Below are 26,911 nucleotides of genomic sequence, written 5' to 3'. Positions count from 1 at the left end.
AAGCCCCTTACATATGCGCGAAGATGTCGATCTCCGGCCATCCCGCCAGGTCCAGCTCGGCCCGGTGAGGAAGGAAATCGAAACAGGCCTGCGCCAGTTCCATCCGTCCTTCGCGGATCAATCGCTTGTCGAGTTCAGCCTTCAACGCATGCAGATAGCGCACGTCCGACGCCGCATAATCCTTCTGCGCGTCCGACAGGGTGGGGGAGCCCCAATCGCTCGACTGCTGCTGCTTGCTGATTTCCTGCCCCAGCACTTCGCGCACCAGTTCCTTCAACCCATGGCGGTCGGTATAGGTGCGGATCAGGCGCGAAGCGATCTTCGTGCAATAGACGGGCGCTGCCACCACGCCCAGATAATGCTTGATCGCCGCTATGTCGAAACGCCCGAAATGATACAGCTTCAACCGTGCCGGATCGGCCAGCACCGCGCGCAGGTTCGGCGCAGCATAATCGCTGCCCGGCATGAATCGCACCAGATGCTCGTCGCCCTTGCCATCGCTGATCTGCACGACACACAGGCGATCGCGCGGCGTGATAAGGCCCATGGTTTCGGTATCGACGGCGACGGGGCCGGGGGCAAGGACGTCTGCGGGCAGGTCCTCTTCGTGGAAATATACTGTCATCCAACCCCTCTATGGCGAAAGCGGCGGTAACTCAATCGACGCTTTTTCTGCGCTGCCAAAATGCCCCACGCTGGTTCATTCGGGCAAATGCGGCGGCAATCGGGCTAAAATCATTCGCGCATGGCTGAAAAGTTGATATAGTGATTCTCAAACCCGCATACGTGCGGTGGATTCTGCATGTCATTTCGCCCGGCATGTTTGTCCGATTTAGTCGGGGGCGAAGCGAAAGTGACCAACAGGGCATGAGTTTTGATAGAGGTCGCCGCGGCGGGCGCGGCAAGGACAAGCGCGACGGTTTTGGCGACGACAATTTTTACGGCGGCGGTAACGATCGTGGCGGTTTCGGCGGTGGTTTTGGAGATCGTGGTGGTTTCGGCGGTGGTGATCGCGGCGGCTTCGGCGGCGGCGGTGATCGCTTCGGCGGTGGCGGCGGCGGCGGTGGCTTCCGCAGCGGCGGTGGCGGCGGCTTCGGCGGCGGCGGCGGTGGTGGCGGCTTCGGCGGCGGCCGTGGCGGCGGCGGCGGCATGCCGGCCCAGGTCGTTGGCGAAGGCACCGGCGTTGTAAAGTTCTTCAACGGTCAAAAGGGCTTCGGCTTCATCGTTCGTGATGACGGCGCGGAAGACGTGTTCGTCCACATCAGCGCCGTTGAGCAGGCGGGCCTCACTGGCCTTGCCGAAGGTCAGCAGCTCGGCTTCACCCTGGTGGACCGTGGCGGCAAGATCTCGGCAACCGACCTCAAGATCGAGGGCGAGCCCCTTCCGGTCGTCGATCGTCCGCGTGAACCCCGCGAACCCCGTCCGGGTGGCTTCGGCGGTGACCGTGGCGGCTTCGGCGGCGGCGATCGTGGTGGCCCGCAGCGCCAGCTGACCGGCGAACGCGCCAGCGGCACGGTCAAGTTCTTCAACGCCATGAAGGGCTTCGGCTTCATCCAGCGCGACGACGGCCAGCCCGACGCATTCGTGCACATCAGCGCAGTCGAACGCGCAGGCATGTCCGCCCTCAACGAAGGCGACCGCCTGGACTTCGAACTCGAAGTTGACCGCCGCGGCAAGCACGCAGCCGTCAACCTTCAGTCGAAGGCCGACTGACACATAACTCTGCCCGCATAAGCGGAGAGGATAGAAGGGGTCGCCTGCCCGGCGGCCCCTTTTTTGTTGTGGGGAGGGGGTGCGGTGGCTTTGCGCCATTTGCGGTCGCTTGGCGTCCCAATCACCACTCCCATAAACGGACATTCCCGAGGATGCCATTTGCTGTCGTTGAACTGCCTGCCGCCAACCTCGCAAACTGTCATCTTTTTAAAAATTTGTGATTTGGAAACTTGGAAACCAAGACTGTTGGCGACGCTCTATAGATGATGATCTATGCAAGCCGGATAGTGTGGGAAAGCCAAATGCAAGATACTTTACGGATTGGTCGTCTTCGATTTGCAGCGGGTAGTGCTCCTAGCCAGCCCCCTCTCGAAATTGAATGTCCGAATGTCACTATATTGGTTGGACCGAACAGCGCGGGAAAAAGTCAGACTCTGCGCGAAATTGAGGCTCATTGCTCGGGCTTGGAAGCGCCATCCGCGCTTCTAGAAAAAATTGAAATTACTATGCCTCAGGACGGCGAGGCCGTCGATCGAATGATGAAGATATACCAGACGGAAGCTCCGCAAGGGCAAGGAATGCAGCCCGGAAATATCTGGTTCTTTCGCCCCCGCTCGCGAAATAACGAGCAAGAACTCCGAATTCAGATACCAAAAACAAGTTTCGTTGATTGGCATAACGATGGAAACTTTGACGCTCTTCGTCAGTATTTCGTCCGATTCTTTACAACGCGCCTAGACGGTCGAACTAGATTTGAACTGATTGATCCAAAACCTACAGGAGACCTTGAGAAGACGCCTGAGAATTTACTGTGGCATCTTTTCATGTCCAAGCCTATTCGCGAAGCGGTTCGCAAATTCACCGAACAGGCTTTCGGAAAATTTTTTGTCGTTGATCCAACGGCCATGACTACTTTCCGTGTCCGCTTAAGCAACCGAGCGCCTGCAAACGAAACGGAGGAGCAGGCGGTCGATGATAACGCCCGTCGGTTTCACGGAGATGCACCAGTCATCCAGTCGCTTGGTGACGGCGTCCAAACTTCAGTAGGACTTGTTGCCGCTGTCTTAGCGTTGCCGGATAGAATTATTTTGATCGACGAACCCGAGGCATTTCTGCATCCAACCCTCGCTCGGCGTGTTGGCAAAGTGCTCGCAAAAGCGGCCCGAGATCGCGATGCCTCATTGATCATTGCGAGCCATAGCTCAGAGTTGTTGCTAGGTTGCATGCAATCTGAACCCAATCTTCGGATTGTGAGATTGACCTATACCGGCGGATTGGCAAGCGCGCGTTCCCTCGACCCCGCGGAAATCCGCCAGTTGATGAATGATCCGCTTCTTCGCTCCGCGCACAGTTTAAGGGCGCTTTTTCATCGCGGCGCAATTGTCTGCGAAGCCGATGCGGACCGGGCGTTCTACGAAGAAATCAATTCGCGCATGAGTGCTGCCGAGCGAGGTATCGAAGATTGTATCTTTATGAACGCGCAGAACTGGCAAACGATACCTAGGTTGGTTGAGCCTCTGCGACGTTTAGGCGTGCCCGCGCTCGCAATATTCGATTTCGATGTTCTTATGAGCGACGAATTTGGACCAATTTGGTCTCTAGTGAATCTGGACGTGGCCGACCTGCATATTATGCAAAATGAACGAGCATCAATCAAAGCTGCGATGGAAAATATTGGACGCGCTAATTGCAAAAAACTTGGTGTTAATGCGTTAGATATCGATAAGATCGATGCAATCGCTTTGCTTAAAAAATTTGCATCTTTTGGTATAATGTTTGTGCCAGTTGGTGAATTAGAGTGTTGGCTAAAATCGCAAATGCAAGAACAGGTGTCAAAGAAAAATTGGTTGTTCGCTATGTTTGAAGCAATGGGAGCCGATCCTGACGACGCGTTTTATGTCAATGCGGGAGACGACGACGTATGGGAGTTCATCGAAACAGCCCGTCTCTGGATCGATGACCCTGAACGTCGCGGTATGCCGCACTGACGGATTGAGATCGTCGTAAGAGAGTTTTTGCCAAGGTGAGGCGGAAAGCCGACATTCCGCAATCGGCCATTGGCTGTCGTTCAGCACTGCTCGATCTTCCAGCGTTTGCCGGCCAAAACCCGCGTGGGGCATGGCTTCTGCAACGTAAATATCAGCCTCGACGCCCGCTGCCCGGAGGGCAGCATGCATCCTGACGGTATCGGATAGCAGCCGGTCATGCGTCCCGCTTGTCAGGTGCGTAGGAAGAAAGGCGGCCCCCAATCCCCACCCCACCGCGGGAGGGAGAGCAGGGAAGGCCCCTCCCAAAATAGGAAAAATAGGAAACCCCCGAAAACGCGTTTAATTCGCCATTTCATTCATGACTTTGACCGGCGGCACGATCGTCACCGTCTCAAACCGCTCCTTCCGCCGTACTCCGTTCAGCGGCGGCGGAACATTCACCTGCTCCACCGGCACCCGCTGCCGCATGCATTCTCCCTTGTTCTCCCGCGCCGTCTGCCCACAATTCCACAAGGCCCGCTGCAATCCCGTCGCGCTATTGTGAATATAGGCAAAGCTCATGCTTTCCATCTGATCGCCCGACAGCGGAAACCCACTCGGAGCGCTCCCCGCCCGCCAAGCCATGATCCGACACTCCGGCCGCCCCGCGCAGAAAGTCTGCGCCATCACCGGCCAGTTGTCGGGCGCCGTCCCCTTGCCAAGTTCCACCAGAAAGCTCCGCGCGCCCGGCGCGATCGCGATCAACCTTACGCCGCCCATTATCCGGCCCAGCGAGTCCGCGCCGATCGCCTCTTGCGGCTTGGCCGTCAAAGCCGCCAGACTGCTCCCACCCGGCGCCAGAACGCCCGACCCCTCGCTGTCCCCGTCCTGATGCGCCATCGACAGTCGGGCGATGCGCGCAACCACCGGCTCCACACTATCCCGCGCCAACCGGAAAGCGGGCGGCGTTCCCCACCATCCCCGCCAGCGGAAGAAAAGGTGCGTCCCCACCGCCGTGATCTTGTCCAGGCTGCCGCTCCAGTAGGGCACGACCCAATCCGTATGATAGTGGGTGGCATAGCCGACCGGCTTGAACACCTTGCCCGCCAGCGCGGCCTTCGCAATCTCCCGCGCTCTGTTCCATGCCTCTTCCCCCGGCGTCCGCGCCATCGCGCCATCGCAGGTGAAAGTGAACTGACAGCCGGTCGATCGTTCCTGCCCCTGAAACACGACCCCGCACACCGTTTTGGGGAAAGCGGGATGCCGAACCCGGTTCAGCACCACCTGCGCCACCGCGCGCTCGCCCACCGCGTCATCGCCCGCTTCGTAAAGCTGCGCGGCCGCCAGGCAGTCCGTGGCCCGCGCCAGGTCGCTTTCCGAGCCAGTGAACACAAATGGCCGCGCTGCCGGATTGGGGAGCCGCGAGAAAGGCACAGCCCCGTTGAACGCCCGCGCCTGATCCTGATCCAGCGTATAAAGCTCCACCGGCTGCACAACGGGTGCCGCTGTGGTCGGCCGCTTCATCAGCGCGCGCTGAACCAGTGCCGCCCGTGCCGCACCGGCAGCAGGCGCCCGTGCATCCCACCGCGCGACCAGCGCAGGCAAACCGGCGAACAGCAGGAGCCAGATCAGCCACATCGCGCGATGTGGCTGGCTGCTGATAGAAGCGTCGATCATTTCTGACCCTGCGCCGTCCTATTCGGGCAGGAAGTCAGGCACCGACAGATAGCGTTCACCAGTATCATAGTTGAAGCCCAGAACGCGGCTGCCGGACGGAAGCTCCTTCAGCTTCTGCGCAATCGCGGCCAGTGTTGCGCCGGACGAGATGCCGACAAGCATGCCTTCCTCTCGCGCCGCGCGGCGGGCATATTCCTTGGCATCGGCCGGGTCGACCTGAATCACGCCGTCCAGCAACTGCGTGTGCAGGTTCGCGGGGATGAAGCCAGCGCCGATACCTTGAATGGGGTGGGGACCCGGCTGTCCACCGCTGATCACTGGCGAAAGGGTAGGCTCAACCGCATAGACCTTCAGGGTGGGCCACAGCTTCTTGAGTACCTCCGCAACGCCCGTGATGTGACCGCCCGTACCGACCCCAGTAATCAGAGCGTCAAGCGGGCTGTCCGCAAAATCTGTCGCGATCTCCTGCGCGGTCGTGCGAACATGCACGTCGATATTCGCGGCATTTTCAAACTGTTGCGGCATCCAAGAATTGGGCGTTTGCTCGATCAGCTCCAGCGCGCGTTCAATCGCGCCCTTCATGCCCTTCTCGCGAGGGGTCAGGTCAAAGGATGCGCCATAAGCCAGCATCAACCGGCGCCGCTCCACCGACATGCTTTCCGGCATGACGAGGATGAGCTTGTACCCCTTCACCGCCGCGACCATGGCCAGGCCAACGCCCGTATTGCCAGACGTCGGCTCGATGATGGTTCCGCCGGGTTTCAGATCGCCCGACTCCTCGGCGGCTTCGATCATCGCAAGCGCGATACGGTCCTTGATCGATCCGCCCGGGTTGGAGCGTTCCGATTTGATCCAGACTTCGGTGCCCTCAGGCGCGTCTGCAAACAGGCGGCTCACCTGAATATGCGGTGTGTTGCCGATGGTTTCGAGAATATTGGCAGCTTTCATTTGGCCTTCTCCTGGCTAATCTCGGCCTCCCTTAAGTCGGGTGGGTCAAAGGTACGTGCAAGGCGCAATTCGGGAAAGAGCCGCGCCCATAAAATTGTGATGACTATAGCGCCTATCCCGCCGCCAATCACGGCCGCAACGGGGCCAACCAGCGCGGCGAGGAAGCCTGACTCCGCTTCCCCCAATTCGTTCGATGCCGAAATGGTGAGTTGTGAAAGGCTGGATACCCGGCCCCGCATCGCATCGGGCGTGTGAAGCTGGATCAGCGACTGGCGCACGTAAACAGACACCATGTCCGCAGCGCCCAGCAGCACCAGCGCGCCGATGCCGATCTCCATCGCAATATTGCGGGGAATGAACGCAGTGGCGCCGAACAGGATCGTCGACAGCCCGAAGATCATGACGGCGCCCAGCATCTTCAATCCGACCTCTGATCGCATGGGTCGAAATGAGAAGAAAAGCGCGACGATGGCCGCTCCGATAGCGGGAGACGCGGCCAGATGCCCCAGTCCCGCCGATCCAACCTTCAATATGTCGCGTGCGTAGACGGGCAAAAGCGCCGTCGCTCCTGCCAGCAGCACCGCGAACAGGTCCAGAGTGATGGTGGCCAGTACGAGACGGTTCGATCGCATATAAGTCCAGCCGTCAAGCATCTGCCGGACCGGGTGACGGCTTGTGTCGCGCGGCGGCTGTTTGACTGGACCGATCAGCAACATGCCCCAAAGGGCAATCGCGAACAGAAGCGATGTAAGAGCATAGGCGCCCCAAGGCGTCATGGCGTAGACATAACCGCCCAATGCGGGACCGATGATCATCCCTGCCTGCCATGCAACGCTGGACAGCGCGATCGCATTGGGCAGCACGTCGCGCGGCACCAGGTTGGGCGCCAATGCGCTGTAGGCAGGTCCGTTGAACGCGCGCGTGATTCCGACCACGCCTGCAATGCCGAAAATCAGGGGCAGGCTAACCCACCCTTCATAGGTTGCAAAAGCCAGCAGGCCCGACGCCGCCATGAGCAGTGCCAAGGTCAGGCGCGCAATGGCGCGACGGTCGAAATGGTCCGCGACCCAACCCGTAAGCGGTGTCAGAAAGAAAAGAGGCACGAACTGCGCCAACCCGATCAGGCCGAGCTGAGCGGCGGCGCCCGACGTGCTCATGCTTTCGCGTGCGATATTGTACGCCTGCCACCCAAGCACGGTCATCATGCCATATTGGGCCAATACGCCCGCCAGCCGCCCCATCAGATAGGCGCGGAAATCGCCGAAGCGCAGCGGGTGGCGGGAGTCGGCGGGGGCCTTCATATGATTTCCTTACCGCCTGCACCGCATTACGCAATTACAGCGGTAGAGAATGGCAAAAGCAGTTTTTGCAGCCGCGAAACTCTCGCTTTCGTCCCCCCTCGTTGTTTTAGCGGTCGGGGTCCAGCAGGATCCCACTCACCGACCCATTGCGAACCGAGCAGATAAAGGGAACAGACCGGCGGTCATCAGCCGTGCCGACCGCTCCTTCGACCTCCCATCCAGTCGACATGGATCTCGCTTCGACGCGACCCAATATGCGTGCACCCGGACCTGCTTCCTGACGGGCCTTGGCCGCGCAGGCATTGCGCGCTGCGGCTGCGCTATGGATGGAGCCATATCGAGGAGAGGCATAAGGTTGCCGCCTCGCGTCACGTTCCTCCTGCCCGTCACGAACGATATCGCTGACAATTGCTGCATCGGCCGCACGGTGCAGATCGCGATAATCCTGCGCGTGGGCAGGCAAGGTAATTGTCAGGCTGATGGCGCAAATAGCCATGTTACCGATATGCATATCATGCCTCCTCTGCGGTTGGCCTTTATTTGAAAAGGCTACCCAATATGCCGCGCACAAGTTGTCCCGCCAAGCCGCCTGACGAGGAGCGGCGGCTGGTTCCTCCAAATACCGCCCGGCCGAGCTCATTGGCAACCTGCCGCCCGACCGAAGAGGCAGCCGAACGGGTGGCTGATTGAACAGCTCGGTCGAGGGCAGAGGGCTTGGCCGCCTCACGCGCGGAGGCCGCGTCGCGCCTTGCCTGCTCCTTGAGTTCTGCTTCCCGCTGTTTGGCCTCCAATTTTGCTTGCACGGCGGCGGCCTTGTCTGCTTCAGCATTCGCCTTGGCGGCCTGCGAGGCAGCAGCGGCGGCTTGACCGCGGGCGGCCAATATCTCCTCAGCGGACTCGCGATCGATCGCGTCATCATATTTGCCCGCGCAAGGGGAGATGGATTGAATGATCGCCCGTTCCTTTGCGTCTACCGGCCCCAAACGTGAACGGGGCGGGGCGATCAGGGTGCGCTGGACGATGCCGGGCGAGCCATCCTCCTGAAGCAGCGAGACTAGCGCTTCGCCGACTTTCAATTCCGTAATCGCCGTTTCAACGTCCAAGTCCGGATTGACGCGGAATGTCTCGGCTGCGGCCTTTATGGCCTTTTGATCACGCGGGGTGAACGCGCGCAGTGCATGCTGAACGCGGTTGCCGAGCTGTCCTGCCACGTCTTCGGGAATGTCGATCGGGTTCTGGGTCACGAAATAGACGCCCACGCCCTTGGAACGGATCAGCCGGACGACCTGCTCGATCTTGTCCGTCAGGGCCTTGGGGGCGTCGTCAAAAAGCAAATGCGCTTCGTCAAAGAAGAAAACCAGAACAGGCTTTTCTGGGTCTCCGACCTCGGGAAGCGTCTCGAAAAGCTCGCTCAGGAGCCAGAGCAGGAAGGTCGCGTAGAGCTTGGGGCTCTGCATCAGTTTGTCGGCGGCCAGAATGTTGACATAGCCGCGCCCTTGATCATCCACTTTCAGGAAGTCGTGAATGTCGAGCGCCGGTTCCCCAAAGAAATGGCCGCCGCCCTGGCTGTCCAGTTGCAGCAACTGGCGTTGGATGGTGCCGACGCTCGCCTTGGTCACATTGCCATAGCGGCTGGACAATTCGTCGGCATTTTCTGCGCAATAGGCCAGCATGGATTGGAGGTCGCCGAGATCAAGTAGCAACAGCCCTTCATCATCGGCATATCTGAACGCGATGGAGAGTACACCCTCCTGGGTTTCGTTCAGGCCCATAAGCCGGGCCAGCAACAGTGGACCCATTTCGCTGACCGTGGTGCGGATCGGATGCCCCTGCTCGCCATACAGGTCCCAGAAGATCGCTGGATTGTCGGCATAGCTATAATTTTCGAGGCCGATCTCCTTTGCGCGAGCGACCAGCTTGTCGGCGTTCTTCGCGGTCGGCGAACCTGCCATTGCGATGCCCGACAGATCACCCTTCACGTCGGCGAGAAAGATCGGGACACCCAGTGCGGAAAAGCTTTCGGCGATACCTTGTAGCGTTACTGTTTTGCCAGTTCCGGTAGCGCCTGCAATCAGTCCATGACGATTGGCCCGGCGCAGGTTGAGCGTCTGTGGAATGCCGCCATCCTTGTCCGCCGCGCCAAGACCGATGAAAATGCCGTCGCTCATGCGTCATGCTCCCCAAAAGCGGCGGGCCGCGCCCGTCGGAAGTGCTGTCTTGCCATCTTAAAGGCGAGACAGGACTTCCGGCAAGCGCGACCCGCTATGGTCGTCCGATGCGCTGTTGCCGGGTTATTTGTCCCGCAGGCGCACAGGCAAGAATACGGCAGGCTGGCCGCGACGTAGAACCTGCAACAGGATGGCGTTACGTCCTTGCGACGACACCTGACGCACGGCTGCGTCCAGTTCTGCCTGGCTAGCCACGGGCCGGTTGTTGGCGGTGATGATCACATCGCCCCGGCGCAGGCCCTTTGCTCCTGCGTCAGTCGAAGAATCCACTGCGGTGATCACGATTCCACGCGTATCCGCCGCAATGCCCAACTGGCGAACGATGTTGGGCGTGAGCGGAATGGCCGAAATGCCCAACGACTGCTGCGTCGCCTGTCCGCCGCTAGATTGGTCATCCTGCTGTTGATTGAAGTCATCATCTTGCTGCTGGGCGAAGCTGTTGAGTTCATCCTCAGATGGACGCTGGCCGACGATGGCGGTTACGGTCTGACGTTGACCATTGCGGAGCAGAACGATCGGCACGCGGGAGCCGATCGGCTGCGATGCGACGATGGACGAGAGGTTCTGGTCCGGCGTCACTTCCTGCCCGGCCACGCTGACGATGACATCGCCCGCCTTGATACCGGCGCGGTCGGCACCTTTGCCCGGTTCCACGCCCTGAACGAATTCGCCGCGATTTTTCGCAAGACCCAGGGAATCGGCGAGGTCTTCGCCCAGCGGACTGATCTGGATCCCCAGATAACCGCGCTTGACGCTCTGCCCTCTGCGCAAGGTATCGACGATTGGCGCCGCCTGTTCGGACGGAATCGCAAAGCCGATGCCAACGTTGCCGCCAGAGGGTGAAAGGATCTGGCTGTTGATACCAATCACATTGCCGCGCATGTCGAACATCGGGCCGCCGCTATTGCCCTGATTGATTGACGCATCGGTCTGGATGAACTTGTCGTAGGTGCCGCCGGTGCCGCGATGGACGGCAGAGATGATCCCTGCGGTCACGGTGCCCGACAAGGCGAACGGGTTACCGATGGCGATGACCCAGTCACCGACGCGCGCTTTCGTGCTGTCGCCGAACTTGACGAACGGCAACGCCTTTTTCGGCTCTATCTTCAGCACCGCGATGTCGGTCGCCGGGTCACGGCCGATCAGCTTCGCCGAATATTCCTCGCGATTGGTGAGGGTAACCGTGATCGCATCCACCGACGCGCCTTCGGCGCCCGCGGACACCACGTGATTGTTGGTGACGATATAGCCATCAGCCGAGATGATGAAACCCGAACCGAGAGATTGGGCCTGGCGGGTCTGCGGCTTGCCGCTCTGGCCCTGGCCGAACAGATCGCCAAAGGGCGTGCCAGCGAATGGGTTTTGAACCTGGACGCGCTGTCGGGTGGAAATATTGACGACGGCGGGCTGCAACTTTTCGACCATGTCGGCCAGACTGGCAGGGGCACCTGCGGGCGCGGCGGCCTGCATGCCCTCATTTTGCGCGACTTGCGCGCCGACATTCGGGCTGGAGGTTACGGCGATGGCGGTGCCACCAAGCAGCAGGGCGCCGGTAAGGGCATAAGCGTAACGCACTCGTGACGGTCCTCTCGTGAACTTTGGCGAAGGAAAGGCGGGACTCTGGGTAGAGTCGGATGCGCCGCCTAGCCTTAACCCTCATTGAATGAAGCTGGTTCCGAAATGATCTACAACCCTCTTCCGCATTTCACGGTTATCGATCCTTGCCTTGAAACTGTTTCAGAAACTCATTGTCGCGCGACAGCACCATCGTCGTCGAGCCCGGCCGATCGGGTGCAAAGGTCAGCCTGTAGGCCTGCATCGCCCGATAAAAATCGTAGAATTGCGGGTCCTTGCCAAAGCTTTCCGAATAAATGCGCGCCGCGTTCGCATCGGCTTCGGCGCGGATGATCTGCGCCTGCTTCGCGCCCTGAGCCCTGATCGTCAGCGCTTCCTGCTCACGGGCGGTGCGCATCCGGGTGAAAGCACTTTCCAGCGGAGCGCCGTCGGGCAGGTCTGCCCGCTTGATCCGTACATCGACGATCTGCGCCCCATATTGACGTGCCACGCGATTGAGACCGGCCTCAATATTGTCCATGACCTGACCGCGCTCGGGCGACAGCAACGCAGCGAAAGGACGTTTGCCAAGCTCATTCCGAAGCGCCGAACCCAGGATCGGCCGCAGGGCATCGGAAACGCGCTCCTCATTCCCTGCCGCAATATACATGCGCAACGGATCGACAATCCGATAACGCGCGAAGGCGTCGACCTGCAACCGGAGTTGATCCGTCGACAGCACTTGCTGTCTTTCCATTTCGACCGACAGGACGCGCTTGTCGATCCAGACGATCTGATCGATGAACGGCCAGCGTAATATGACGCCCGCGCCGGTCTTGCCGAACTCTTCGTTGGGGCGATAGCGGTTCACGATCTTCTTCGGATCGCCAAAGCGCACGATCACGCCCTGCTTGGTTTCGGGCACGATGGCAACGGTGCTGCCGATGAGCAGCAGCAGAGCTATGACGGATAGCGCCAAAGCGACGGGATGGCGAATAAGCGTCGGCATTATTGGCCCCCTTCCGCAGCGGCGGAGCCGGAAGAAGCGGACGCTCCCTGCGCGCGCCGCTTCAATTCCGGTAGCGGCAGGAACGGGGTGACATTGCCGCTTTCGACGATCGTCTTATCGACGTTGGACAGGACGCCCTCCATGGTTTCGTAATACATGCGGCGGCGCGTCACGTCGGGCGACAGCCTATATTGCTCATACACCTTGTCGAACGCCGCAGCCTCGCCTTGGGCCTTGGCGGTAACCTGCTGAGCGGCCGCACGCGCTTCGTTCAAATAGGTCTGAGCCGTCTGTTGCGCCGCAGAAACCGCCTTGAACGCGTCATTGACTGCGGTCGGCGGATCGGCCTGCTTGATCGCGACGCCCTGTACGCGGATACCGGATCTGTATCCGTCCAATATCGCCTGCATCCGCTGTTCGACCTGCTGCTCGATTTCAGTGCGCCCAGCACCCAACGCGTCGTCCAGGCTGGCGCTGGCGACAACCGATCGCATGGCGCTTTCGGCGACTTCCCTAACCGTTGCGTCAGGGTCGGACAGCTGGAACAGATAAAGCTCAGGACTGCGGATATTCCAGCGAACCGAGTAAGCAAGGTCGATGATATTCTGGTCGCCGGTCAGTACCAGATTTTCGCTCTGGGCGCTGGGTGAACCGATATCGATGGCCCGGATTTCCTCCACATCGACCGTAGTTACATTCTCGAAGGGCGCGGGCAGCGTCAAGCTGATCCCCGGCGACAAGGTCCGGCTATATTTGCCGAGCAGCGTCACGACACCGCGCTCCTGCGGGCCGACGCGGTGAAAGCAAGTGAGCACGAGCCACAGCAAGATGAGGATGCCGACGGCAGCGGGCCAAAGCGTCTTTCCGGTTGGTCGAGGCGGGAGGTTGCCAAACCCGCCGCCACCGCCCTGGCCGAAGCTTTCCCGGCTGCGGCGCAGCAGTTCTTCAATCGCGGAAGGCCCCTTGCCGCCTGAGGTCTTCCCCGGTTGCATCCAGGGATTCCGGGGGCCGCCATCGCTTCCCTTGCCCGGACCTTCATCGCCACCCGGGCCGTCGCTTTTGCCGCCCCAAGGGCCTTGGACCATTGCGCTAGCGATGCCAGGCATCCACCCGAAAAATCTCTTCATTCCGTCTCTATAGGAAGGCTGGGTCGCGAAAAACAGTGCCCTTCGCAACGATTATTGCCTAGGAGGCGCTGTCATGACCGATCTTGAGAGTTTCGCCGCCCGCCTGAAGACCTTGACCGATGGCCGCGCCAGCACGCCCCGGATCAAGGATGGAATCATGAGCCTGGCGCTCGATGTAGGCGGTCTTTCCCCCGAACGGCGGGATGCCGTCGCTGCGGCGATCCGGGAAGGAGGGCTGTCGGTGGCAGGTGTGCAGGATGTCCGGATCGCCATGACAGCCGAAAGAAAGGCTCTCCGCATCATTGCCGTTGCATCCGGCAAGGGCGGAGTGGGCAAATCCACCCTCTCGGCAAATCTTGCCGTTGGTCTCAAACGAATGGGTTTTGCGGTAGGTCTGGTGGACGCCGATATTTACGGACCGTCGCAGGCCAGACTGATGGCCAGCGAAGATAAAAAGCCCCAAGCGCGCGACAAACATCTGATCCCCGTCGAAAGCCCATTAGGCATTCCGATGCTGTCGATGGCGCACCTGGTCGAACCCGGCAAGGCGCTGGCCTGGCGCGGGCCTATGGCGGGCAATGCGCTTTCGCAGCTGATCGATGCCGATTGGGGCGAGACTGAGGTGCTGGTCGTGGACATGCCGCCGGGGACCGGGGATGTGCAACTTTCGATGGTGCAAAAGCATAAGCCTGCGGGCGCTGTGATCGTATCGACGCCTCAAGACCTGGCGTTGATCGATGCCACGCGCGCGGTCAGCCTTTTCGAGCAGACGCAGGTGCCCTTGATCGGGTTGGTGGAGAATATGGCCGGGTATAGCTGTCCGCATTGCGGTGAGATATCCGATCCTTTCGGCGCGGGTGGGGCGGAAGCGGCTGGCGCAGCCATGGGCATGCCCTTCCTCGGGCGTATTCCTTTGGCGATAGACATTCGGCGCCGGTCGGATGCGGGCGACCCTCCAGCAGCGACGGAAGATGCCTCTGGCGAGGCTTTTCTTGCAATCGCGAGTAAAGTGGCGGCCTGGCTGCGGGGCTAAAGGTGGCGTTTGGGAACGGTTCATCGCATGCCGCGTCTTTAGGATGGCCGAGAAGGAAACAAGGACATGCCGCTGACGCTGCCGCACGAAATTGCCGACCTTTTAAGGGAAACGCGGACCATCGCTTTGGTTGGCATCTCTGATCAACCCGGCCGTCCAAGCTATGGCGTCATGAAGTTCCTGCAGGACCATGGTTATCGCGTGTTGCCGGTCAATCCGCAGATTGCGGGAGAGCATGTGCATGGGGAGTTTGTCTGGGCACGCCTAGCCGACATCGGCGTTCCAATCGACATGGTGGATATCTTCCGTCGCAGTGAAGCAGCGGGGGAGGCTGTGGACGATGCGATCGCCGCAGGGGCCAAGGCGGTGTGGATGCAGTTGGGGGTAATTGATGAGGCCGCCGCTCAGCGCGCGGAGGCTGCCGGATTGAAGGTCGTCATGGATCGCTGCCCCGCTATCGACATTCCTCGTTTCAATATCCCGCAGGTCCACACGCTTTAGCGCTTTCCAGCTGCCGCAAGCCTCTTTATCAACGTCCTCATGACGCGCGCACTGCGGAGGCAGGCAAATCATAACGGCACGGCAAGGAGGCTTGATCGGCGTACGCTTTTAGTAGGCGCTGGAGCGTCGGCTGGCCTGCTGCTGGCCTGGGGCGCATGGCCGCGCAGCTACCGCCCAAATCTGAATACCGCGTCCGGCGAAACCGTCTTCAATGCCTTTCTGAAGATCGATAAGGCAGGCAGGGTACTCGTGGTCGTGCCGCAAGCCGAGACGGGGCAGGGCGTGACGACACTGCTGCCACAGATACTGGCGGATGAACTGGGTGCGGACTGGCGCACCGTGGGTGTGCAAAGCGCGCCCATCAGTCCGCTCTATGCAAACACGTTGCTAGCCAGCGAGTGGCTTGCGAGCGACTGGTCGAGGCTGGCGGGTGGCGCCGGCAATTGGGCGATCGAGCAATATGCGACGCGGCGTGCTTTGATGTTGACCGGCGCGGGGACGTCCGTGCCGATGTTCCACAGAGCCTATAAGGAAGCGGGTGCCGCCGCGCGCGTGCTCTTGTGTCAGGCTGCTGCGGCGCGCTGGGATGTGTCATGGGAAAGTTGCGACATTCAGAACGGCATCATTTCTGATGGCGGCCAGCGCACGTTAAAGATCGGCGAGGTAGCGGCTGAAGCAGCGGAATTCGAGCTGCCCGAGATATTGCCGTTCCGCCAAAATCAGGTTGACCGACTCTTCGGACAGGATTTGCCGCGCCTCGACACGCCTTCGAAGATTGATGGCAGCCATAACTTCGCTGCTGATGTCCGGCTGCCGGACATGGTTTTCGCTTCCATCCGGCAGGGGCCAATCGGCGATGCTGTGCTCACAAGGGTGAACGAGCAGGCTGCAAAGTCCGTCACCGGCTTTATCAAACTGGTGCGCACCGACCGATGGGTGGCCGCCGTCGCAACCAACTGGTGGGCCGCCAACAAGGCGCTTGATCTAAGCGATCCGGTTTTTGAATTGTCGAGCGCGCCAGTCAGCAGCGCCAGCATTGATGCTTCGCTCGAAGACGCCTTTTCGGGTTCGGATGGTCGGCGGCTTTATTTGCGCGGCGATCTCAAGCCGCTTTTCGACAACGCCACCATCCTCGCCAGCGAGTTTACCGTTGCTCCGGGGCTGCATCTGGCGCTGGAGCCTCCTTGCGCGACGGCGCGTGTGACCGACGGCCTCGCCGAGATATGGATGCCCGCGCAAGCACCTGCACTCGCGCGTAGCGCGATAGCGGATGCTCTCGATCTGCATGAGCAGCAGGTGGTGCTATACCCCCTGCATGCCGGGGGCTCTTTCGGCCGGAAGATGGATTTTGAGGTGGGCGTCCAGGCTGCGTCGATAGCGAAAGACGTTGGGCGGCCCGTTCAACTGCTCTGGTCAAGGCTGGAAGATGTGATCCAGGATCGTCCCAGTGCTCCTGCCCATGCCCGTATGGCGGCAAAGCTCGGCCGCAACGGCGCGATTGAAGGATGGCTTGCGAAAGTGGCGGCTCCTTGCGCCATGACCCAGACGTGGAAACGGATTGCCGATCGCAAATTACCGCATGAAGCAAGCCGTGACACTGCCAACGCTTCCAGCCGTCTCGCTGTGGCGGGGATGGAACTGCCATATGCGTTGCCGAATTGGGCGGTCGATCATTTCCCCGCCGATGTTGGACTGCCGCTAGGCTTTGCACGCGGCAATGCTCATCTTCATGGCGCCTTCTTTACGGAAAGCTTCATTGATGAACTGGCTCATCTTGCCGGGATGGAGGCGCTCTCTTTCCGCATTCAGATGCTGGGCGGCAACCCGCGACTGGCTCACTGCCTGACGACCGTCGGATCGATGGGGGGATGGCAGGGAGGTATCGAGGGGAGCGGTCAAGGTCTGGCGGCGCATGTCATAGACGGCGCTTATATCGCCGTCATGGTCGAGGCAGCGATCGAGGGTGGCAGGCTCAAGGTTGGGCGGATCATCGCTGCGGTAGATGGCGGGGAGCAGGTCAATCCGGACATCGCACGTCAACAAGTGGAAAGTGGCATAATTTATGGCCTGGCTTCCGCAATGGGTGCTTCGGTGCCTTATGCGAAGGGAATGCCCACGCGCTCGATCATCTCCCGGATGGGCCTTCCTCAGTTGCAGGATATAGGAGAGGTCACGGTGGAACTGATCCGAAGCACTGCACCCCCGGCCGGGCTCAGCGAGATTGGGGCGCCTGCGATTGCTCCGGCCATAGCGAACGCTCTTTTTACAGTTACAGGGCAGCGATTCCGCCAGCTGCCGATCTTGGCGCGGACATGACATTGAATATGGAAAATATCGGCGTCCTTATCATCAATCTCGGTACGCCCGACGCACCGGACGCGGCGTCCGTGCGGCGTTATCTGGGTGAGTTTCTGTCCGACCCGCGGGTGGTGGAAATCCCTCAGCTTCTGTGGCAGCCGATATTGCGCGGTCCTATCCTTCTTACGCGCCCGGCCAAGTCCGCGAAGGCTTACCAGGAAGTGTGGACAGACAAGGGGTCGCCGCTCGCCGTTTATACTTGTGAAACTGCTGCCGCACTCCAGAAAATTACCGGGTCGGAGGTTAGGGTGGATTGGGCCATGCGCTATGGATCACCGTCCATCGCCGAACGGCTGAATGCGATGATCGCCGCCGGATGCGACCGCGTCCTGCTGGCTCCGCTTTACCCGCAATATTGCGCGGCGACGACGGCCACCGCTCTGGACGCCTGCTATGCCACTTTGGCTGACCTGCGAGCCCAGCCAGCCATCCGCACATTGCCTCCATATTTTGCGGAAGCAGCCTATATCGAGGCGCTGCGCAGTTCGACCGAAAGCCAACTGGCTAAACTGGACTTCAAACCGGACCTGCTCGTGGCCAGCTTCCATGGAATGCCTGAACGAACGCGCGATTTGGGTGATCCCTATTATGATCAGTGCCGTGCCACCGCTAATCTGCTGCAGGAAGCGCTTGGCAGAGAAGTGAGGCTATCGTTCCAATCACGATTCGGGCGAGCGAAATGGCTCGGTCCAGCAACGGATGAGACGTTGCGGGAGCTTCCCGGGCAGGGCGTTCGATCCGTTGCTGTGCTTACCCCCGGTTTTTCGGCCGATTGTCTGGAGACGTTGGAGGAAATCGCTATCCGGGGGCAGGAAGAATTTTTGGCGGCTGGAGGCCAGGCGTTCACCCATTTGCGCTGTTTGAACGCATCGCCAGAAGCTATCATTCTTTACCGCGAACTGATCGGCCGCGAACTGGCTGGTTGGGTTCAGGAAGCGTTTCGTCCAGTTCAACATGGGAGGGGATTATGGACAGAGTTGCCATCGTAACGGGCGGAACACGCGGCATCGGGGAAGCGATTAGCCTCGCGCTCAAGCAACTGGGTTGCAAAGTCGCGGCCAATTATGCCGGAAACGATGAAAAGGCGCGGGACTTCACGGAGAGGACAGGCATTGAAGCCTTCCGCTGGGATGTGGGAGATCATCAGGCTTGTCTGGACGGTTGTGCAGCGGTTGCCGAAAGGCTGGGGCCCGTCGATATCGTCGTCAATAACGCGGGCATCACCCGCGACGGCGTGCTTGCCAAGATGAGCTTCGACGACTGGAATGAGGTGATGCGCATCAACCTTGGCGGTTGTTTCAACATGGCCAAGGCGACCTTCGGGGGCATGCGGGAAAGAGCATGGGGGCGGATCGTCAATATCGGTTCCATCAACGGTCAGGCTGGCCAATATGGGCAGGTAAACTATGCCGCCGCCAAGTCCGGCATCCATGGCTTTACCAAGGCGCTGGCGCAGGAAGGGGCGAAGTTCGGCGTTACCGTCAACGCGATCGCGCCGGGCTATATCGACACCGACATGGTGGCGGCAGTGCCTGCTCCGGTTCTGGAGAAGATAGTCGCCAAGATTCCTGTCGGCCGCCTCGGCCAGGCCGAAGAGATCGCACGCGGCGTAGCCTTTTTGTGCAGCGAAGAGGCGGGCTTCGTCACGGGGAGCACGATGTCGATCAACGGCGGGCAGCATATGTATTGATGGCGCAGGGCGACCACAGTGAAGGCGCGGCGCCGCCAACCGGGTCGCCCTTCTCACCTCCCGTCAAGCGAAGCGTGACGATCGCGGGGCATCAGACTGCCATCAGTCTTGAACCCATATTCTGGCAGGCTCTCCGCACGGTCGCTGTGCGAGAGAGTTTGCCTCTCAATGCCTTAATCGCACAGATTGATCTTGCGCGGCTGGCGGCTCCAAGCCCGCCTAATTTGGCCAGCGCCATACGATGCTGGCTCTTCGCTAATGCGGTGCCCGACAATAATAATTATTCGCAATAGCGTTGACTCTGCGAACAATTCGCAATAGCTGGCCCCTGACGATTAGTGAGAAAAGGGGTTTTCGTTTGATGTCCAGCAGTTCCAAATCGATCCCGTCCTTCCTGGCGCTTGGCTGCGTGAGCGCAATCGCCTTTGCTTCGGCCGCCCACGCGCAAGACGGTACACCCGCACCCAAGCTGGGCGGGATGACTGTGACGGACACCGCAATCGATGCCTCGGAGATCAAGGTTGAACGCGCGGAGTCCCCCAAATATGTGCGTCCGTTGCTGGACACGCCCCAGACGATCACAGTGATCAACAAGGAAACGATTCAACAGCAGAATCTGCTCACCCTGCGTGACGTGCTGTCGACCGTGCCAGGCATCACCTTCGGTGCTGGCGAGGGCGGTTTTGGTTATGGCGACCGCATCATCATGCGCGGTCAGGACGCGAAGAACGACGTTACCGTCGACGGCGTCCGATCGGGCGCATTCCTGAACCGCAACGAAGTCTATAATATCGAGCAGGTCGAAGTCACCAACGGAGCGAACTCCGTGATGAACGGCGGCGGTTCGGTTGCGGGTACGATTAACCTCGTGACCAAGCGGCCGCTGGCGGATGACCAGACGATCCTGAACGCGGGGATCGGCACCGACAATTATTACCGTGCGACGGTGGATGCGAACAAGCGCATCAACGACCTGATCGCGGTGCGCATCAACGCGGTGTATCATGAAAATGACGTGCCTGGCCGCGACGTCGAAAATTACAAGCGCTGGGGCATCGCGCCTGCGATCACGATCGGCATCGACAGTCCGACCAGCCTGACCTTGCAGGGCGAGTATCTGGATGACGATGCGATGCCGCAATATGGGCTGCGCTATTATCCGGCGCAGGGTGGCATCTTGGATGAGTTTGACCGCTCGGGCTATTATGGCTTTGCCAATATCGACAAGCAGGACAGCAAGACCAAGTCGTTGCAGGCGATCTTCAGCCATGCGTTCAGCGACAGCTTGAAGGTGCGTAACCTGACGCGATATGAAAAGATCAGCCAGAATACCATCACCAGCCAGCCGACAGGCGACTTCTGCCTGTCTTCGGGCGTACAACCTGATGGATCCGCTTGTGCGGCAACGGTCGCCCCCGGCTATTTCATGCCAAACCGCGGCAACGGGCGAGGCAATACACGCTTCATCAACAACGAAACTGCCTATAACCAGATTGATCTCAGCGCAGATTTCGCGACGGGCGGGATTGAACACACGCTGGTCCTCGGTGCGTCTGCATTGTGGGAAAAATATAACCAGCTTGCCGGAAACAGCCTGCGTGCGGCCGATGGCACAAACCCGTTCGCGACCTCCTATCCGCTCGTCAGCATCTCCAACCCCGGTGAAGTGGTGCAGGGTCCGGCAGGCTTCGTCTATGGCAGCAACAACTATGTCGGCCCCATCAACTTCATCCGGGCGACGAGGGCGTTGGGTGAGCAGACAAGTTACGCCGCCTATCTGTTCGATGCGATGAAGTTCACGGATTGGCTCGAACTCAACGGCGGTATCCGTTATGAGAAGGTGAAGGGAAGCAGCAAGAACGTTAGCTTCGATACGGTTGCTGGTTCTGCCACCCTGGGTAACCCGACCGGCGTATCGGCCCCGGCGAAATTTGACGATAACCTCTTGTCCTATCGGGTTGGTCTGGTCGTGAAGCCCACGTCCAATACCAGCCTCTATGTCGCCTATGGCAATTCGAAGCTGCCTTCGAAGGCGTCGGTTGACGGCTCCTGCGCCATCGACACGGGCACCGGGGGCGGGACCTGCAACGTGAAGCCGGAAACGACCAAGAACTACGAGATCGGCGTCAAGGCTGACCTGTTCGACGCCAAACTGCTGCTGACCGCTGCGGCCTTCCGCAACGATCGTAACCAGATCAAGGTGGTGTCGGGCAATGTCCTCCTTCCCGATCAGGCGACCGATGGTCACCAGCGGGTCGAGGGCATTTCGTTGGGCGCATCGGGCAATATCACCAGCAACTGGACGATTTCCGCTAACTACATGTATCTGAAGAGCAAGATCCGGCAGGGCGTGTCCGACTTCTGCCTCGACAATCCGGGATCGACCAGCACGACGGCAGGCAATTGCGCCAACAACGCCGATTTCCTTGATCCCACTCGTGGCTATTCGCTTACGAATACTCCCAAGCATTCAGGCAGCCTGTTCACCACCTATCGCTTCGGCTTCGGTCTGGAACTGGGTTACGGCATAACCTACCAGGGTAAGTTCCTGCTGAACCAGCCGACGCTGGCGCAGCTCGTGGCAGGCAACTATGTCGGCTATCATGTGCCGAGCTACACCATCCATCGGTTCATGGCGAACTACCCGATCACCGAAAATCTTAAGGCGCAGCTCAACGTCCAGAACTTCACCAACGAGAAGTATGTGACGACTGTGCGCAACAATGTGAACGGCAGCTGGGCGCAGCCCACAGCGACCCGATCCGCAGTGCTGAGCCTGAACTACACTTTCTAATGACCACCCTCCCCCGGCATCGTCCCTTGCCGGGGGAAAGGCGGATGGCGATGCACTCCTCCTCGGATCGCCATCCGCCCCTTGCTGAAGAAATAAGAGGGGTGCGATTGATTCGCATTAGGACCGGCGTTATGTGCCTGTTCTGCGGGGAATCGCCGTGAAAGGGAAAGTGGCATGTTCGATGCAGCGGAGCGGTACATTGCAGATGATGCTGCATCTTCCGTTTCTCCGCCACTTAGCCCGACACCATCTCCCAGCAGCCAGGTGCCGGAGGTTCCGGCAGCCGATGCTTCGCGCTATGGTGAACGACGCCAGATCAATTTGCCCACGATCTTGCTCATCATCCTCATTCACGGTGTTTTGATCTTCGCGCTCATTCACGCCCGACAACATATTCAGCACGTCCGCGAAGCCCGCCTGTCGGTCGTGAACTTGATGCCGCCTCCACCGCCACCCGCTGCGGAGACGCCACCGCCTCCGCCATCTGCGCCTCCGTTAGTGGCGCCTCCGCCGCTGGTTCAAGTGCCAGTTCCGCCGGCGCCGATCGCTACTGCGCCTGATCCTTTTCCGGTCCCGGTCCCTCCAACGCCTGTTGTAATCCGGGCGCCTGTGCTTGCCGCGCCGACGGTTCCTGCCTCGCCGAGTACCGTTCAGGGGGGCGACCTAGCGACGCAGATGGTGGCGGGCAAGCCGCCGCGCTACCCGATCGAAAGCCGTCGCAAGCGTGAACAGGGAACCGTCATTCTGTCTCTGACGCTGGGCGTTGATGGCGCCGTTGAAAGTCTGACTATAGCACAGAGCAGCGGCTTTTCCCGTCTGGACGCTGCGGCGCGCGAAGCGGTGCGAAGCTGGCGGTGGAAGCCGATGGTCCGGGACGGCCAGCCGGTGCGGGTTAAGGGCGTCGTTGAAATCCCCTTCGTCCTGCGCAGCGCAGATACGTGAACAACCGGCACTGATAGAGTTTCCGATATGCTGACCGTTATCCCCGACTTGCTCGATCCTGCCACTGTGCAGCGCGTCCGGACGCTCATCGACGCTGCGCAATGGATCGATGGCAATGTGACCTCAGGTCATCAGTCGGCACTTGCCAAGCGCAACATGCAGCTTCCCGAGGACGCGCCCGAGGCGCGGCAGGCGGGGCAAATCATTTTAGAAGCATTGGGACGCTCGCCACTACTTATCGCTGCTGCACTCCCGCTCAAGATATTCCCGCCGCTGTTCAACAGTTATGAAGGCGGGCAGGCGTTCGGCGTGCATGTGGATAATGCCGTCCGGGTGCAGGCAGGCACCGGCTTAAGAGTCAGGTCTGATCTCTCGATTACGATCTTCCTCGAAGACCCACAAAGCTATGATGGCGGCGAATTGACCGTCGAGACGAACTTCGGCGTGCAGCGGGTGAAGCTACCGGTGGGCCATGCGGTTTTGTACCCTTCGTCGTCGCTCCATCGTGTGGAGCCGGTCACGCGTGGGCGACGGATCGCCAGCTTTTTCTGGCTGCAGTCAATGGTGCGGGACGATGCTGCGCGTCAGATGATGTTCGACCTGGACAGCAGCATACAGGCTCTGGCGGTCGATCTTGGCCATGACAATGCCCAGGTGATCCGCTTGACGGGCGTCTATCACAATCTGCTACGGCGGTGGGCAGACGCCTGAAACGGCTGGCTTGCCTAATCGAGCATCGAGGCTAGGGCAGGCGTTATATATTCCTTGGCGCCGTCTTCGGTGCGGAGAATAAGGCGTGCGGCAACATCGAGACGTGTCGCCAACGCCATGCCGCGTTCATGCCCCAAGATCGTGATGGCTGTCGCCCAGGCATCGGCCAGCATGGCGCTTTCGTGCAGGACCGTGACAGACGCGACATCATTGGTGATGGGTCTGCCCGTTGCCGGATCGATGCTGTGAGACAGGTTCGCACCGTCCTTGGTCTGGAAGCGCACATAGTCGCCGGACGTAGCTACAGACAGGCCGCACAAGGCGATGCGGAGGGTAGGCACTGCGAGACCCGGCGGCGCCTCTACATCAACCCACCAGGGCTGATGATCGGGCTTGAAGCCATCGCCACGCAATTCCCCGCCGATCTCGACCAGAAAATGGCGAGCGCCCAGATCGCGGAGACCTTCCGAAACCGCATCGACTGCGAAACCCTTTGCGATGCCGGAAAAGTCCAACTTCACGTCAGCAAGGCGGCGGGCGCTCTGATCCGCGATCTCGACCATGGTCCAGGATGCAGGATGCGCAGGCACTATTTCCGGACCTGTTAGGCCCGATGGGCCGAAGCCCCAGCGTTCGACTATCTGTCCGATCGCTGGGTCAAATGCGCCGCCGGATAGGCGAGCCATGGTCAACCCGGCTTTTAGCACCGTCATCATATCGGAGGGAAGCGTTGCCCAAGTCCCGATCGGCAGTGCATTGAAGCGGCTGATGTCGGAATGTGCTTCCCAGTTGCTCATCTGGGCGATGACGCGAGAAAGTGCGTCATCGATTGCGTTCGCGCAGTCGGGCGGAGCGTCGACGATCCGAGCCGACCAGCTTGTGCCCATGGTCGGTCCGGAAAGCTCTGTAATATATCCCGATCCGCCCCGCTGAGCCGACGGGAGCTGCGGGGGCGGCATGTCAGGAATGGCGATGCGAACGCCGGTCAGGGGGCCAGCACTTCCAAGGTGGTGACATAGGATGCGCGGCGTGGTGCCGGAGTAGCGGGCGACGTCGCCTGAGCGCCTTCGCCGCCTTCGCGATTTCCACCGACTGTGGCGTTCAGCCAGTACATGCCAGGCTGCGGCCAGCTGATCGAAACTTTTCCGTCCTTGCCGGTGACCAGATCCTGCTGGCCTAAGGTGTCACGGTAGCGAATACCGCCGGGGATTATCGTTACCTTGAGATCCGTAGCGGGCTTTCCATCGAGGAGAAACTGGAAGGTCGCCGCTTCGCCTGCCACCAAATCATTCGGATGCGTGACGGGCACCAATTCGATGCCAACGCCGGTCGGCTTGAATATGGTAGTGGTAGGCGCGCCCAGTGTCAGGAAGATCTCGTTTCGGTTGGTGGCTTCGACCGTCTGGACGTTGGTGGCTCCGGCCGGGATTGCTTCGGCCAATTTCTCCTTGGTCGTGCCCCGGGGCAGGCGCTTTACTTCGCCGTTGAGGGTGTAGCTGCCCATGATTCCGGTCGAGACGCTGGCGACGCGGTATGTGCCGGGCTGCGTCAGGTGAACATCGAAGGTGGAGCGATACTTGCCGGTCGCGGCGTTTTCTATTTGGCCAGCCGAGCCATCGGGCTGCGTCACTGCAACCGTGTCGGTACGCATGGGCATATGTTCGAAGTAGAAGAGGTCGTTTGAGACCGCCGCGTCAACGGTGACCCAGCTGTCCGTTCCGGACAGGGTTGTCGAGGACGGGAGCATCCACTGGCGGTGGGCCTGGGCAGCGCTGGTGGTCATCAGCGCGGCGAGGGTTGCTGCGATCAGATATTTGGCTTTCATGACAGTCCCCTTATTTGCTGACGCTGAGGCTGACCTGCCCCAATTCATTGTTGCCCTTTGCGCGGACCACGGTGCCTGGCTTTGCTGGCCAGCTGAAAGGCAAGCGTAGCAGTTCGCGGCCGCCGACTTCGCGCGCCGCCTCTACGACCAGCGTGTAGTTGCCGGGTGCGAGTTGCCCGAGCGGGCCTTTGCCTGGCGAGAAGGCGACCTTCTGGTCACCCGGAGCGCGGGTTGCTCCGGTGATGCCGTCGGCGGGGACTTTCAGCGATCGGCCGGAGACGCGCCACCATTGGCGCAGGTCGCGGAGCCATTTGGTGCCTTCGCCCTTCGCCTTATCGACATCATACCAGACCGACAGGGTGCGGGGAGTGGCGCCTTCCTTTTCCAGCCAGATGGCGACGTAGGGGCGGTGATATTCGGCGACGGAGAGGCGCGGGATGGTGACGTTGACGTTGAGCGTCTGGGCAGTGGCGGGGATTGCCGCGGCGCCGAAGGCGGCGCTGCTGCCGAGGATGAGTTTGTAGCGGCTTTGCATGTGCTGCTGGTCCCCTGAATTAATGAAGGAAAAGGAGAATTAAAACGGTTGGGATGATGAGGCCTGCCCCGACGATGGGCCAGGTGCTGGGGCGCTTGGCGGCGTGGAGCTGTAGGAGGAGGAGGCCGGTCATTGCGAAAACGAAACAAGCGACGGCGAAGATGTCGATGAACCATTTCCAGACGGTGCCGGTGTTGCGGCCCTTGTGGAGGTCGTTCAAATAGCTGATCCAGCCGCGGCTGGTGCTTTCGCTGGTCACTGCGCCGCTCTGCCGGTCGATGGAGACCCAGCCGTCGCCGCCGGGGCGGGGGAGGGCGAGGTAGATTTCGTCGGCGGACCATTCAGCTTCGCCCGCTGCGCGAGTGCCGATTTCCTTTTCGACCCAGGTGGCGATGGGCGCGGGGAGCGGCTTTTTGCTGTCGGGGCGATTGTCGGGAGCGACTTGTTTCAGGAGCGGGGCGGGGAGGGTCGCGGACTGTTCGATGGTCTGCGGTGAGGCTTCGACATCGGCGGCGTGGTTGAGGGTGATGCCGGTGAAAGCGAAGAGCAGGAGGCCGATCAGGCTGATCGCGGAACTGATCCAGTGCCAGCTGTGCAGTTGCTTCAGCCAGAAGGTCTTCTTCTTTTTCTTGGGCTGGAGGCGGGCAGGGGCGTGCATTGGGAGGGTCGGTCCTGATGATGAGGTGGACCGGATAACGCGAACGACTCGCAATTGCAAACGTCGAGAGGGAGGAAATTGTATTAAAGTGTAGGGGTTGGGGCGGGATAGGGCATCGGGCCTTTAATCTGAATCGCCCAGCCCCGTTCGGGCTGAGCTTGTCGAAGCCCTCATCTTCCTAAAAAGAAGTAGAACCCTTCGACAGGCTCAGGGCGAACGGCATTAATAGGGGTGGAGCCGATATAAAGCACGAAGCTCTAGGGCGCGTGGCGGGGCACGAGATCCCAGCTTTCGCTGGGATGACGGTAGAGGCTGGGATGAAATGCTGTTGAGGGGGGGC

Annotated in this window: 24 protein-coding genes; 11 read left to right on the top strand and 13 right to left on the bottom strand. The window is 60.3% G+C overall.

Going from position 1 to position 26,911, the window contains the following annotated elements; translation table 11 throughout:
- Nucleotides 1-7: 7 nt before the first annotated feature.
- On the bottom strand, nucleotides 8-625 hold the full coding sequence (locus ACZ51H_RS08795) for a ribonuclease D (protein ID WP_464801589.1): 618 nt from the start codon (nucleotides 623-625) through the stop codon (nucleotides 8-10).
- Nucleotides 626-867: 242 nt separating this feature from the next.
- On the opposite strand from ACZ51H_RS08795, the gene ACZ51H_RS08790 reads away from it, so the two are divergent.
- Nucleotides 868-1,713, top strand: coding sequence for a cold-shock protein (locus tag ACZ51H_RS08790; protein WP_460986614.1), 846 nt, complete (start codon nucleotides 868-870; stop codon nucleotides 1,711-1,713).
- A gap of 263 nt (nucleotides 1,714-1,976) precedes the next feature.
- Nucleotides 1,977-3,701, top strand: a complete 1,725-nt coding sequence (locus ACZ51H_RS08785; RefSeq protein ID WP_464801588.1) for an ATP-dependent nuclease — start codon at nucleotides 1,977-1,979, stop codon at nucleotides 3,699-3,701.
- Between the two features lie 339 nt (nucleotides 3,702-4,040).
- On the opposite strand, the gene ACZ51H_RS08780 is transcribed toward ACZ51H_RS08785, so the two are convergent.
- The 8 genes from ACZ51H_RS08780 to hflK form a co-directional block, all read right to left on the bottom strand.
- Nucleotides 4,041-5,357 (bottom strand): cell wall hydrolase, encoded by a 1,317-nt coding sequence (locus ACZ51H_RS08780; RefSeq protein ID WP_464801587.1) that lies wholly within the window; start codon nucleotides 5,355-5,357, stop codon nucleotides 4,041-4,043.
- 18 nt (nucleotides 5,358-5,375) lie between these two features.
- A complete protein-coding gene (cysK, locus tag ACZ51H_RS08775) occupies nucleotides 5,376-6,305 on the bottom strand; it encodes a cysteine synthase A (RefSeq protein ID WP_464801586.1) in 930 nt (309 codons plus the stop codon).
- Nucleotides 6,302-7,606 (bottom strand): MFS transporter, encoded by a 1,305-nt coding sequence (locus tag ACZ51H_RS08770; protein ID WP_464801585.1) that lies wholly within the window; start codon nucleotides 7,604-7,606, stop codon nucleotides 6,302-6,304. Before ACZ51H_RS08770 ends, cysK begins: the two co-directional genes overlap by 4 nt.
- A 106-nt stretch (nucleotides 7,607-7,712) precedes the next feature.
- Nucleotides 7,713-8,117 carry a hypothetical protein gene (locus ACZ51H_RS08765; RefSeq protein WP_464801584.1) on the bottom strand — a complete coding sequence of 135 codons (405 nt, stop codon included), beginning with the start codon at nucleotides 8,115-8,117 and terminating at the stop codon, nucleotides 7,713-7,715.
- Between the two features lie 25 nt (nucleotides 8,118-8,142).
- Entirely contained in the window at nucleotides 8,143-9,774 is a 1,632-nt protein-coding gene (locus ACZ51H_RS08760; RefSeq protein WP_464793682.1) for a helicase HerA-like domain-containing protein, read from the bottom strand.
- A gap of 123 nt (nucleotides 9,775-9,897) precedes the next feature.
- Nucleotides 9,898-11,409 carry a Do family serine endopeptidase gene (locus ACZ51H_RS08755; protein WP_460986608.1) on the bottom strand — a complete coding sequence of 504 codons (1,512 nt, stop codon included), beginning with the start codon at nucleotides 11,407-11,409 and terminating at the stop codon, nucleotides 9,898-9,900.
- 136 nt (nucleotides 11,410-11,545) lie between these two features.
- Nucleotides 11,546-12,397, bottom strand: a complete 852-nt coding sequence (gene hflC, locus ACZ51H_RS08750; protein WP_449474034.1) for a protease modulator HflC — start codon at nucleotides 12,395-12,397, stop codon at nucleotides 11,546-11,548.
- Nucleotides 12,397-13,524, bottom strand: coding sequence for an FtsH protease activity modulator HflK (hflK, locus tag ACZ51H_RS08745; protein ID WP_464801583.1), 1,128 nt, complete (start codon nucleotides 13,522-13,524; stop codon nucleotides 12,397-12,399). The genes hflC and hflK overlap by 1 nt, the downstream gene beginning before the upstream one ends.
- 73 nt (nucleotides 13,525-13,597) lie before the next feature.
- Between hflK and ACZ51H_RS08740 the strand changes: the two genes are divergently transcribed.
- The 9 genes from ACZ51H_RS08740 (at nucleotide 13,598) to ACZ51H_RS08700 (ending at nucleotide 23,553) form a co-directional block, all read left to right on the top strand.
- Nucleotides 13,598-14,557 carry an Mrp/NBP35 family ATP-binding protein gene (locus tag ACZ51H_RS08740; RefSeq protein WP_464801582.1) on the top strand — a complete coding sequence of 320 codons (960 nt, stop codon included), beginning with the start codon at nucleotides 13,598-13,600 and terminating at the stop codon, nucleotides 14,555-14,557.
- Nucleotides 14,558-14,623: 66 nt separating this feature from the next.
- Entirely contained in the window at nucleotides 14,624-15,058 is a 435-nt protein-coding gene (locus ACZ51H_RS08735; RefSeq protein ID WP_464801581.1) for a CoA-binding protein, read from the top strand.
- 39 nt (nucleotides 15,059-15,097) lie between these two features.
- Nucleotides 15,098-17,374, top strand: a complete 2,277-nt coding sequence (locus ACZ51H_RS08730) for a molybdopterin cofactor-binding domain-containing protein (protein ID WP_464801580.1) — start codon at nucleotides 15,098-15,100, stop codon at nucleotides 17,372-17,374.
- A gap of 8 nt (nucleotides 17,375-17,382) precedes the next feature.
- Nucleotides 17,383-18,405, top strand: a complete 1,023-nt coding sequence (gene hemH, locus ACZ51H_RS08725) for a ferrochelatase (protein WP_464795083.1) — start codon at nucleotides 17,383-17,385, stop codon at nucleotides 18,403-18,405.
- Nucleotides 18,384-19,106 carry an acetoacetyl-CoA reductase gene (phbB, locus tag ACZ51H_RS08720; RefSeq protein WP_449474026.1) on the top strand — a complete coding sequence of 241 codons (723 nt, stop codon included), beginning with the start codon at nucleotides 18,384-18,386 and terminating at the stop codon, nucleotides 19,104-19,106. Before hemH ends, phbB begins: the two co-directional genes overlap by 22 nt.
- On the top strand, nucleotides 19,106-19,399 hold the full coding sequence (locus ACZ51H_RS08715; RefSeq protein WP_449474024.1) for a ribbon-helix-helix domain-containing protein: 294 nt from the start codon (nucleotides 19,106-19,108) through the stop codon (nucleotides 19,397-19,399). Before phbB ends, ACZ51H_RS08715 begins: the two co-directional genes overlap by 1 nt.
- 68 nt (nucleotides 19,400-19,467) lie before the next feature.
- Entirely contained in the window at nucleotides 19,468-21,900 is a 2,433-nt protein-coding gene (locus ACZ51H_RS08710) for a TonB-dependent receptor (protein WP_464801579.1), read from the top strand.
- 174 nt (nucleotides 21,901-22,074) lie between these two features.
- Nucleotides 22,075-22,842, top strand: a complete 768-nt coding sequence (locus tag ACZ51H_RS08705; RefSeq protein WP_464801578.1) for an energy transducer TonB — start codon at nucleotides 22,075-22,077, stop codon at nucleotides 22,840-22,842.
- A 27-nt stretch (nucleotides 22,843-22,869) separates the two neighbouring features.
- Nucleotides 22,870-23,553 (top strand): Fe2+-dependent dioxygenase, encoded by a 684-nt coding sequence (locus ACZ51H_RS08700; protein WP_464801577.1) that lies wholly within the window; start codon nucleotides 22,870-22,872, stop codon nucleotides 23,551-23,553.
- A 14-nt stretch (nucleotides 23,554-23,567) separates the two neighbouring features.
- On the opposite strand, the gene ACZ51H_RS08695 is transcribed toward ACZ51H_RS08700, so the two are convergent.
- The 4 genes from ACZ51H_RS08695 to ACZ51H_RS08680 form a co-directional block, all read right to left on the bottom strand.
- Nucleotides 23,568-24,440 (bottom strand): FAD:protein FMN transferase, encoded by an 873-nt coding sequence (locus ACZ51H_RS08695; protein WP_464801576.1) that lies wholly within the window; start codon nucleotides 24,438-24,440, stop codon nucleotides 23,568-23,570.
- Between the two features lie 98 nt (nucleotides 24,441-24,538).
- The gene (locus ACZ51H_RS08690) at nucleotides 24,539-25,378 is read right to left on the bottom strand and encodes a DUF4198 domain-containing protein (protein ID WP_464801575.1); all 840 of its coding nucleotides are present in this window, start codon (nucleotides 25,376-25,378) and stop codon (nucleotides 24,539-24,541) included.
- A gap of 10 nt (nucleotides 25,379-25,388) precedes the next feature.
- The gene (locus tag ACZ51H_RS08685) at nucleotides 25,389-25,913 is read right to left on the bottom strand and encodes a DUF2271 domain-containing protein (RefSeq protein WP_464801574.1); all 525 of its coding nucleotides are present in this window, start codon (nucleotides 25,911-25,913) and stop codon (nucleotides 25,389-25,391) included.
- A 19-nt stretch (nucleotides 25,914-25,932) separates the two neighbouring features.
- Entirely contained in the window at nucleotides 25,933-26,571 is a 639-nt protein-coding gene (locus ACZ51H_RS08680) for a PepSY-associated TM helix domain-containing protein (RefSeq protein ID WP_464801573.1), read from the bottom strand.
- Nucleotides 26,572-26,911: the final 340 nt, after the last annotated feature.

The sequence above is a fragment of the Sphingobium sp. TomMM15 genome, assembly GCF_055397045.1.
Note: the sequence above shows the minus strand (reverse complement) of the source record. Positions and strands in the feature narration are given on the sequence as shown.